General features: G+C 47.7%; 9 protein-coding genes. All 9 read left to right on the forward strand.

What is annotated here, in order from left to right; all coding sequences use genetic code 11:
- The first annotated feature begins 13 nt into the window (after positions 1-13).
- The 9 genes from benA (at position 14) to pcaD (ending at position 8,707) form a co-directional block, all read left to right on the forward strand.
- Entirely contained in the window at positions 14-1,402 is a 1,389-nt protein-coding gene (benA, locus tag B3J29_RS01815) for a benzoate 1,2-dioxygenase large subunit (protein ID WP_004785635.1), read from the forward strand.
- Complete coding sequence (gene benB, locus B3J29_RS01820) at positions 1,399-1,890, forward strand: benzoate 1,2-dioxygenase small subunit (RefSeq protein ID WP_004785632.1); 492 nt, start codon at positions 1,399-1,401, stop codon at positions 1,888-1,890. The genes benA and benB overlap by 4 nt, the downstream gene beginning before the upstream one ends.
- Before the next feature lie 91 nt (positions 1,891-1,981).
- On the forward strand, positions 1,982-2,998 hold the full coding sequence (gene benC / locus B3J29_RS01825) for a benzoate 1,2-dioxygenase electron transfer component BenC (RefSeq protein ID WP_004785630.1): 1,017 nt from the start codon (positions 1,982-1,984) through the stop codon (positions 2,996-2,998).
- Positions 2,999-3,014: 16 nt separating this feature from the next.
- Complete coding sequence (benD, locus tag B3J29_RS01830; protein ID WP_004785628.1) at positions 3,015-3,800, forward strand: benzoate diol dehydrogenase BenD; 786 nt, start codon at positions 3,015-3,017, stop codon at positions 3,798-3,800.
- Between the two features lie 57 nt (positions 3,801-3,857).
- The gene (gene benE / locus B3J29_RS01835) at positions 3,858-5,072 is read left to right on the forward strand and encodes a benzoate/H(+) symporter BenE (protein ID WP_004785625.1); all 1,215 of its coding nucleotides are present in this window, start codon (positions 3,858-3,860) and stop codon (positions 5,070-5,072) included.
- Positions 5,073-5,114: 42 nt separating this feature from the next.
- The gene (locus tag B3J29_RS01840; RefSeq protein WP_004785624.1) at positions 5,115-5,786 is read left to right on the forward strand and encodes a 3-oxoacid CoA-transferase subunit A; all 672 of its coding nucleotides are present in this window, start codon (positions 5,115-5,117) and stop codon (positions 5,784-5,786) included.
- Between the two features lie 21 nt (positions 5,787-5,807).
- Complete coding sequence (locus B3J29_RS01845) at positions 5,808-6,461, forward strand: 3-oxoacid CoA-transferase subunit B (RefSeq protein ID WP_004785621.1); 654 nt, start codon at positions 5,808-5,810, stop codon at positions 6,459-6,461.
- A gap of 163 nt (positions 6,462-6,624) precedes the next feature.
- Entirely contained in the window at positions 6,625-7,830 is a 1,206-nt protein-coding gene (gene pcaF / locus B3J29_RS01850) for a 3-oxoadipyl-CoA thiolase (protein ID WP_004785619.1), read from the forward strand.
- 97 nt (positions 7,831-7,927) lie between these two features.
- Positions 7,928-8,707, forward strand: coding sequence for a 3-oxoadipate enol-lactonase (pcaD, locus tag B3J29_RS01855; RefSeq protein ID WP_004785618.1), 780 nt, complete (start codon positions 7,928-7,930; stop codon positions 8,705-8,707).
- The last annotated feature ends 73 nt before the right edge of the window (positions 8,708-8,780 follow it).

Consider the following 8,780-nt stretch of genomic DNA (forward strand, 5'->3'; position numbering starts at 1 on the left):
TCGGAGACTGGACATGCCTCGTATTCCTGTAATTAACACCAGCCATTTAGACCGTATTGATGAATTACTGGTCGATGATTTTGAATCTGGTGAATTTAAACTGCACCGTTCCGTATTTACTGATCAAGCCCTATTTGATCTGGAAATGAAATACATTTTTGAAGGAAACTGGGTTTATCTGGCCCATGAGAGCCAAATTCCCAATAACAACGATTACTACACAACCCATATTGGCCGTCAGCCAATCATCATTGCACGCAATCGTAATGGCGAACTGAATGCCATGATCAATGCCTGCTCACACCGCGGTGCACAGCTCTGCCGCTACAAACGTGGTAATAAAGCAACCTATACATGCCCATTCCATGGCTGGACATTTAATAACTCGGGCAAGCTGTTAAAAGTGAAAGACCCGGCTGATGCAGGCTATTCAGATTGCTTTAACCAAGACGGTTCTCATGACCTGAAAAAAGTAGCCCGTTTTGAAAATTACAAAGGCTTCTTGTTTGGCAGCCTGAGTCCTGATGTTCCATCTCTGGAAGAATACCTGGGTGAAGCCATGAAGATCATCGACATGATCGTGGGTCAGTCTGAGCAAGGCCTGGAAGTTTTACGTGGTTCATCGACTTATACCTATGAAGGTAACTGGAAGCTGACTGCAGAAAACGGGGCCGATGGTTATCACGTCTCTGCCGTGCACTGGAACTATGCTGCAACGACTCAGCAACGTAAGGAAAAAGAAGCTGGCGATAATATTCGTGCCATGAGCGCAGGTTCATGGGGCAAACAAGGCGGTGGTTCTTACGGCTTTGAACATGGTCACATGCTGCTTTGGACTCAATGGGCCAATCCAGAAGACCGTCCAAACTTTGCCAAGAAAGATGAATATACCGAGCGTTATGGCGAAGCCATGGCGAAATGGATGATCGAGCGTTCACGTAACCTGTGTATTTATCCAAACGTTTACTTCATGGATCAGTTCGGCTCACAAATTCGTGTCCTGCGTCCGATCTCTGTCGATAAGACTGAAGTGACTATTTACTGTATCGGTCCTGTCGGTGAAGAGCCGGAAGCACGCACTCGCCGTATCCGTCAGTATGAAGATTTCTTTAATGCTTCTGGTATGGCAACGCCGGACGATCTGGAAGAATTCCGTGCCTGTCAGGCTGGTTATGCCGGGATCGCGCTGGAATGGAATGACATGTGTCGTGGTTCTAAGCACTGGATTCAAGGGCCCGATGATGCAGCCAATGAAATTGGCCTGAAACCAAAACTGTCCGGCATTAAAACTGAAGATGAAGGCTTATATCTGGCACAACACCAGTACTGGCTAGAACTGATCAAAAAAGGCATTGCGACCGAAAAAGAAATTGCTGCAAGCACTGAAGGAGAAACCGCATGAGCGACATCACTTTAGAAAATATTGCACAGTTCCTGTATCAGGAAGCCCGCTTTTTAGATGATGAGCAATGGGATGACTGGTTACAGTGCTACGCCCCTACTGCTTCTTTCTGGATGCCAGCTTGGGATGATGATGACCGTCTGACTGAAGATCCACAGTCTGAAATCTCACTGATCTACTACCCTGACCGTCAGGGCCTGGAAGACCGTGTGTTCCGGATCAAGACAGAACGTTCATCTGCCACCATGCCGGATACCCGTACCAGCCACAACATCTGCAATATTGAAATTGTGGAACGTGATGGTGACAAGGTCACTGTGCGCTTTAACTGGAATACCCTGAGTTTCCGTTACAAAACCAGTTACAGCTACTTTGGTATGTCTCGTTATGTGATCGATTTTTCAGGCGAAAAACCACAGATTTTAAGCAAATACGTGGTGCTGAAAAACGATTACATCAACCAGGTTATCGACATTTATCACCTCTAAGACTGTTTCGACAGCAAGGTCAAAAAGCCTTTCAGCCAGGGAAATATGGCTGAAAGGCTAAGTTTCAAAGATTTATATAGGATATTCAGCCATGTCAAACCACAATGTTGCACTCCAATTTGAAGATGGCGTTACACGTTTTATTAGTGTTGCCCAAGGCGAAACCCTGTCCGATGCAGCTTACCGTCAAAAGATCAATATCCCTCTAGATTGCCGTGACGGTGCATGTGGAACGTGCCGCGCTTTTTGTGAATCAGGTGCGTATGACATGCCTGAAGAAATGTATATTGAAGATGCACTAACTCCAGAAGAAGCTGCAGAAGGATTTATTCTGGCTTGCCAATGTAAGCCGACTTCGGATGCCGTGTTCCAGATCCAGGCCTCATCTGATGTCTGCAAAACCGAGATTCACGCATTTCAAGGTACGTTGGCCCGTGTAGAAAATCTGTCTGATTCCACAATTACCTTTGATATTCAACTCGATGCTGGTCAACCAGATATCCATTTTCTGGCCGGACAATATGTCAATGTCGGCATTCCAGGCACTAACGAAACCCGCTCCTATTCATTCAGCTCTAAGCCGGGCAACCGTTTAACCGGTTTCGTGGTGCGCAATGTGCCGAACGGCAAAATGTCGAGTTTCCTCAGCGCTGATGCAAAAGCGGGTGACAAAATGATCTTTACCGGTCCATTCGGCAGCTTCTATCTGCGTAATGTGACCCGTCCAGTATTGATGCTGGCAGGTGGTACAGGCATCGCACCATTTATGTCGATGTTACAGGTACTGGAAGAAAAAGGGTCTGAACATCCAGTACGTCTGGTCTTTGGAGTGACCAATGACTTTGACCTGGTCGCAATTGAAAAGCTGAATGAACTACAGGACAAATTCCCATGGTTCGAATATCGCACGGTGGTCGCAAATCCAGAATCTACACATGAGCGTAAAGGTTATGTGACCGGTCATATTGAAAATGAATGGTTAAATGGTGGCGATGTCGATATCTACCTGTGTGGTCCGGTACCCATGGTTGAAGCAGTTCGCGGTTGGCTGGATGCGGAAGGTGTCAAACCTGCCAGCTTCCTGTTTGAAAAATTCTCTGCCAACTGATTGAGGATATTTCGACATGACCGAACGTCAAAGATTTTTAAATAAAGTCGTGATCGTGACCGGTGCTGCCCAAGGCATCGGCCGCGGTGTAGCCATCCAGGCTGCTGCTGAAGGCGCACAAGTAGTATTGGCCGATATTTCGGACTATGTGCAGGAAGCCCTGGCAGAAATCGAAGCGGCTGGCGGTGATGCCATTATTGTCAAGGCCAATCTGGAAACCTATGCCGGTGCCGAAGCTGTCATAGCCAAAGCACTAGAGACCTATGGACGTATTGATGTGCTGATCAACAATGTTGGCGGTGCGATCTGGATGAAACCTTTTGAAGAATTTTCTGAAGAAGAAATCATCAAAGAAGTGAACCGCTCATTGTTCCCAACCATGTGGTGCTGCCGTGCAGTGCTACCGCAAATGATCAAGCAGCAGCATGGCACCATTGTAAACGTATCGTCAATTGCAACCCGTGGCATTAACCGGGTGCCTTATTCGGCTTCTAAAGGTGGAGTTAACGGCTTGACTGCTGCTCTTGCCTTTGAACATGCCAAAGACAGGATTCGTGTCAACGCCGTTGCAACGGGTGGTACCGAAGCACCGCCACGTAAGGTTCCACGTAATGCCAATCCATTAACGGAAACTGAAAAAGTATGGATGCAGCAAGTGGTGGATCAAACTATTGACCGTACTTTCCTGGGACGTTACGGCACGATTCAGGAACAAGTGAATGCCATTTTATTCCTGGCTTCGGATGAATCGTCCTATATGACCGGTACGGTAGTACCTGTCGGTGGTGGCGATCTGGGTTAATCCAGATCCACAACAGATCAACAGGATCATTGCTAGACGCAAGGAGGCATATTGCCAATGAGTCACCTGTTTCAAACCTTAAAAAATGATTGGTCGATTTCAGCCACTGTTGCAGGATTTTTAGCAGTACTGATTTCTTATGCCGGTCCCCTGATTATTTTTTTCCAGGCGGCCCAGCAGGCACAAGTGTCTGCAGCCATGATGATTTCCTGGATCTGGGGGATTTCCATAGGTGCTGCTGTTTCCAGTATTTATTTATCCACCAGGTTCAAAGTGCCGATTGTGATGGCTTGGTCAGCTCCTGGTACAGCGCTTTTAGTGACCTTATTTCCCGATATTTCACTGAATGAAGCGATTGCAGCCTATATCACTACGGCTGTGGTGCTGTTTGTAATTGGCATTAGTGGCTATTTCGATAAATTGCTGGCGCTGATTCCACAAGCGGTTGCCGCAGGAATGATGGCCGGCATTCTGGTGAATTTCGGTTTGGGCCTGTTTAGTGCCACAGACAATATGCCCGTGATCGTACTTGGCATGTTGCTGGTGTTTTTAGTCGCCAAACGACTGAATCCCCGTTATGCCATGTTATGGGTATTGGCGGCTGGTGTCTGTTTAAGCCTGATTCTCGGTCAGTTTCAGCCAGTCAGCATGGACTTCAATCTGGCCATTCCGCAACTGATTCAGCCGGAATGGACCTGGTCATCGACCTTTAACCTGGCACTCCCCCTGATTCTGGTCAGCCTGTCTGGTCAGTTTTTGCCAGGGATGAGCTTATTAAAAATCAGCGGGTATCAAGTCTCGGCCAAACCCATTATTACCATAGCCAGTATTACCTCTCTGGCAGTGGCCTGGGTTGGTGGTATTACCACAGTTCTGGGTTCAATTACTGCAGCACTTTGCATAGGCAAAGATGCGCACGAATTACCAGAAAAACGTTATATCGCAGGTGTATGTAATGGCCTGTTTTACATTTTAGGTGGCCTGTTTGCAGGCAGTATCGTGATGCTGTTCAGTCTGTTCCCGAAAGAACTGATTGCAGCACTGGCTGGACTGGCCTTATTGGGTGCGATTTCGACCAACCTGACAGTTGCCATGCAAACCGAACAGCAGCGCGAAGCCGCCCTAATTACATTTTTAGCAACTGCCTCAGGCATGAGTGTACTCGGCCTGAGCTCAGTGTTCTGGGGCATCTGTATCGGCCTTTTGGCTCATTTTCTCCTGACAAAGAAAAGGCCTGCTACCCTCACTGCTGTTGCTTCAGATTCAAAATAAGTAATAGCCCTTCATCAGATTAGGACATGCAAGGACAAGATTATGATAGATAAAAGTTCATTATCGCTGAAAGCAGCACTTTCCCAGATCAAGGATGGTTCGACCATCATGATCGGCGGCTTTGGCACAGCAGGTCAGCCAGCAGAACTGATTGATGGCCTGATCGAACTGGGTATCAAAGATCTGGTGATCGTTAATAATAATGCCGGTAATGGTGACTATGGCCTGGCGAAACTGCTGAAGACCGGTGCAGTACGTAAAATCATCTGTTCTTTTCCACGTCAGTCTGACTCCTGGGTATTTGACGAGCTGTACCGTGCCGGAAAAATCGAACTGGAACTGGTACCTCAGGGCAACCTTGCCTGCCGTATTCAGGCTGCCGGTATGGGACTAGGTCCAATCTACACGCCGACTGGTTTTGGCACCTTGCTGGCGGAAGGCAAACCAACCCTGAATTATGAAGGCAAAGATTACGTTTTAGAAAATCCAATTAAAGCAGACTTTGCCCTGATCAAGGCGCATAAAGGCGATCGCTGGGGCAATCTGGTTTACCGTAAATCGGCGCGTAACTTCGGTCCAATCATGACGATGGCGGCAGATGTGACTATTGCCCAAGTTGCTGAAGTGGTTGAGCTCGGTGAGCTGGATCCGGAACACATCATCACCCCAGGCATCTTTGTTCAACACGTTGTTCAAGTTCAACCGGCACAGTAATTACGGATAAGGAGAAGATTGATGAGCTATAACAAACTGACCCGTGACCAGATTGCTGAACGTGTTGCCCAGGACATTCCGGATGGTGCCTATGTCAACCTTGGTATTGGCCTGCCGACCAAGATTGCCAGCTATCTACCAGCAGACAAGGATGTTTTCCTGCATTCTGAAAATGGCCTGCTGGCTTTCGGTCCGCCACCTGCCAAAGGTGAAGAAGACCCTGAGCTGATTAATGCCGGTAAAGAAATTGTGACTATGCTGACTGGAGGTGCATTTTTCCATCATGGGGATTCTTTTGCGATGATGCGTGGTGGTCACTTAGATATCGCAGTCTTGGGGGCATTCCAGGTCGCTGAAAATGGTGACTTGGCCAACTGGCATACTGGTGCACCGGATGCAATTCCTGCTGTCGGTGGCGCGATGGATCTGGCCGTCGGTGCCAAGAAAGTCTTTATCACTACCGATCATGTCACTAAAAAAGATGAACCGAAGATCGTGGCTGAACTGACTTATCCTGCCACTGGCCTGAAATGTGTAGACCGTATTTATACCGATCTGTGTGTGATTGATGTCACGGCTGAAGGCATGAAAGTGATTGAAAAAGTTGAAGGTCTGTCATTTGAAGAATTGCAGTCGATGACGGGTGCAACATTGATTGATGCGACACAGGATTAAGTAATAAAGGAAAATTAAATCCCCCTATATCCCCTGAACAAGACTTAAGCACTGCTTTAAGTCAATGTGCAAGAAAGGGGGACTTTCGAAAATATATGACGGAAGCTCTCCTCCCTTTATCAAAGGGAGGTCAGGAGGGATTAGAGAACTGGAAATAGAAACAATGAAAAATGCATATATTATCGATGCCATCCGTACCCCATTCGGCCGCTATGCCGGTGGCCTGGCCCCTGTCCGTGCCGATGACCTGGGTGCGATTCCAATTAAGGCTTTGATGGAACGTAACCCAAGTATCAACTGGGAAAAAGTGGATGACATCATCTATGGCTGTGCCAACCAGGCCGGTGAAGATAACCGCAACGTGGGTCGTATGTCCGCTTTGCTCGCAGGAGTGCCTTATCAGGTACCGGGAACTACGATTAACCGTCTTTGCGGTTCATCACTCGATGCGGTAGTCATTGCGGCTCGTGCCATTAAAGCCGGTGAAGCCGATCTGATTATGGCTGGTGGTGTGGAATCCATGTCACGTGCACCGCTGGTGATGGGTAAGTCTGAAACCGCTTATGGCCGTACTCAAAAGCTTGAAGATACTACCATGGGCTGGCGTTTTATCAACCCGAAACTGAAGGAACTGTATGGCGTGGAAACCATGCCGGAAACTGCGGAAAATGTGGCAGCACAGTTCAATGTCAACCGTGAAGATCAAGACAAGTTTGCCCTGACCAGCCAGCAACGTACTGCAGCGGCACAGGCCAAAGGTTTCTTTAAAAATGAAATCATTCCGGTAGTGATTCCTCAGCGTAAAGGCGAACCTGTGGTTGTTGATACAGATGAACATCCACGTGCTTCTACGACACTAGAAGGTTTAACTAAGCTAAAACCAGTTGTAAAAGCGGATGGTACGGTGACTGCCGGCAATGCTTCTGGCATTAACGATGGTGCAGCGGCACTCCTGATTGCCTCTGATGAAGCTGTTGCTGAATATGGCCTAGAAGTGCGTGCCAAAATTATTGGCTCAACGGTTGTCGGTGTTGAACCACGCATTATGGGCTTTGGTCCGGCACCAGCGATTAGAAAGCTACTGGCCCAGACCGGTTTGACACTAGATCAGATGGATGTCATTGAACTGAATGAAGCCTTTGCTGCACAGGCCTTAGCCGTGACTCGTGACCTTGGCCTTCCAGATAATGCTGCGCATGTAAACCCAAATGGCGGTGCGATTGCAATTGGTCATCCACTCGGTGCTTCCGGTGCCCGTCTGGTGACCACTGCCTTGAACCAGCTGGAACAGACTGGCGGTAAATATGCCCTCTGCTCTATGTGTATTGGTGTGGGTCAAGGTATCGCGCTGATTATTGAACGTGTTTAAAAAATCCCTCCTAACCTCCCTTTCTTGCACAAGGCTTAAGCAGTGCTTATGCCTTGTTCAGGGAAGAACTTTTAGAAGGAAATAAAAGGAATAACAAATGCCAACATTTACATCAAATGATGCCCAGATTAATTACCAGACTTTTGGGGATGCCAACAAACCTGCCTTGATATTTTCCAACTCACTGGGTACCAAATACAGCATGTGGCAGCCACAGATTGAACATTTCCAGCAGGATCATTACGTAATCTGCTATGACACCCGTGGTCATGGTGCATCATCTGCACCACAAGGCCCGTATAGCTTGGAGCAGCTGGGGCAGGATGTCGTGAATCTACTGGATCATTTGAACATTGCAAAAGCAGCATTCTGTGGTATTTCTATGGGTGGCTTAACCGGTCAATGGTTGGCGATTCATAAGCCAGAACGTTTTAGCCAGGTGATAGTCTGTAACACCGCAGCCAAAATTGGCCAGGAACAGGCATGGCAAGACCGTGCTGCGCTTGTCTGTGAGCAAGGTCTTGCTCCGATTGCAGCAACTGCGGCATCACGCTGGTTTACTGATCCCTTTATCCAGAGCAACCCGGCAGTCGTTGCAGAACTTTCAAACGACCTCGGAGCTGGCAGCCCAGAAGGCTATGCAAACTGCTGTGAAGCTCTGGCTAAGGCGGATGTCCGCGAACAACTTAGCAGCATTCAAATCCCTGTGCTGATTATTGCGGGTCAGCAGGACCCTGTGACGACTGTTGCAGATGGCCAGTTTATGCAGCAACGTATTGCGAATAGCCAGTTGTTTGAAATCAATGCTTCGCATATTTCGAATATTGAACAGCCGGAAGCCTTTAATCAGGCCGTACAAACTTTTCTTGCTGCTTAAATTTATTCTTATAAAAAAGCCACGATATTTCGTGGCTTTTCTTTTTTCGTGTATGTCCCGTCCTGAAATAAGT

The organism is Acinetobacter sp. UBA5984 (genome assembly GCF_002429925.1).
Taxonomy (GTDB): domain Bacteria; phylum Pseudomonadota; class Gammaproteobacteria; order Pseudomonadales; family Moraxellaceae; genus Acinetobacter; species Acinetobacter variabilis.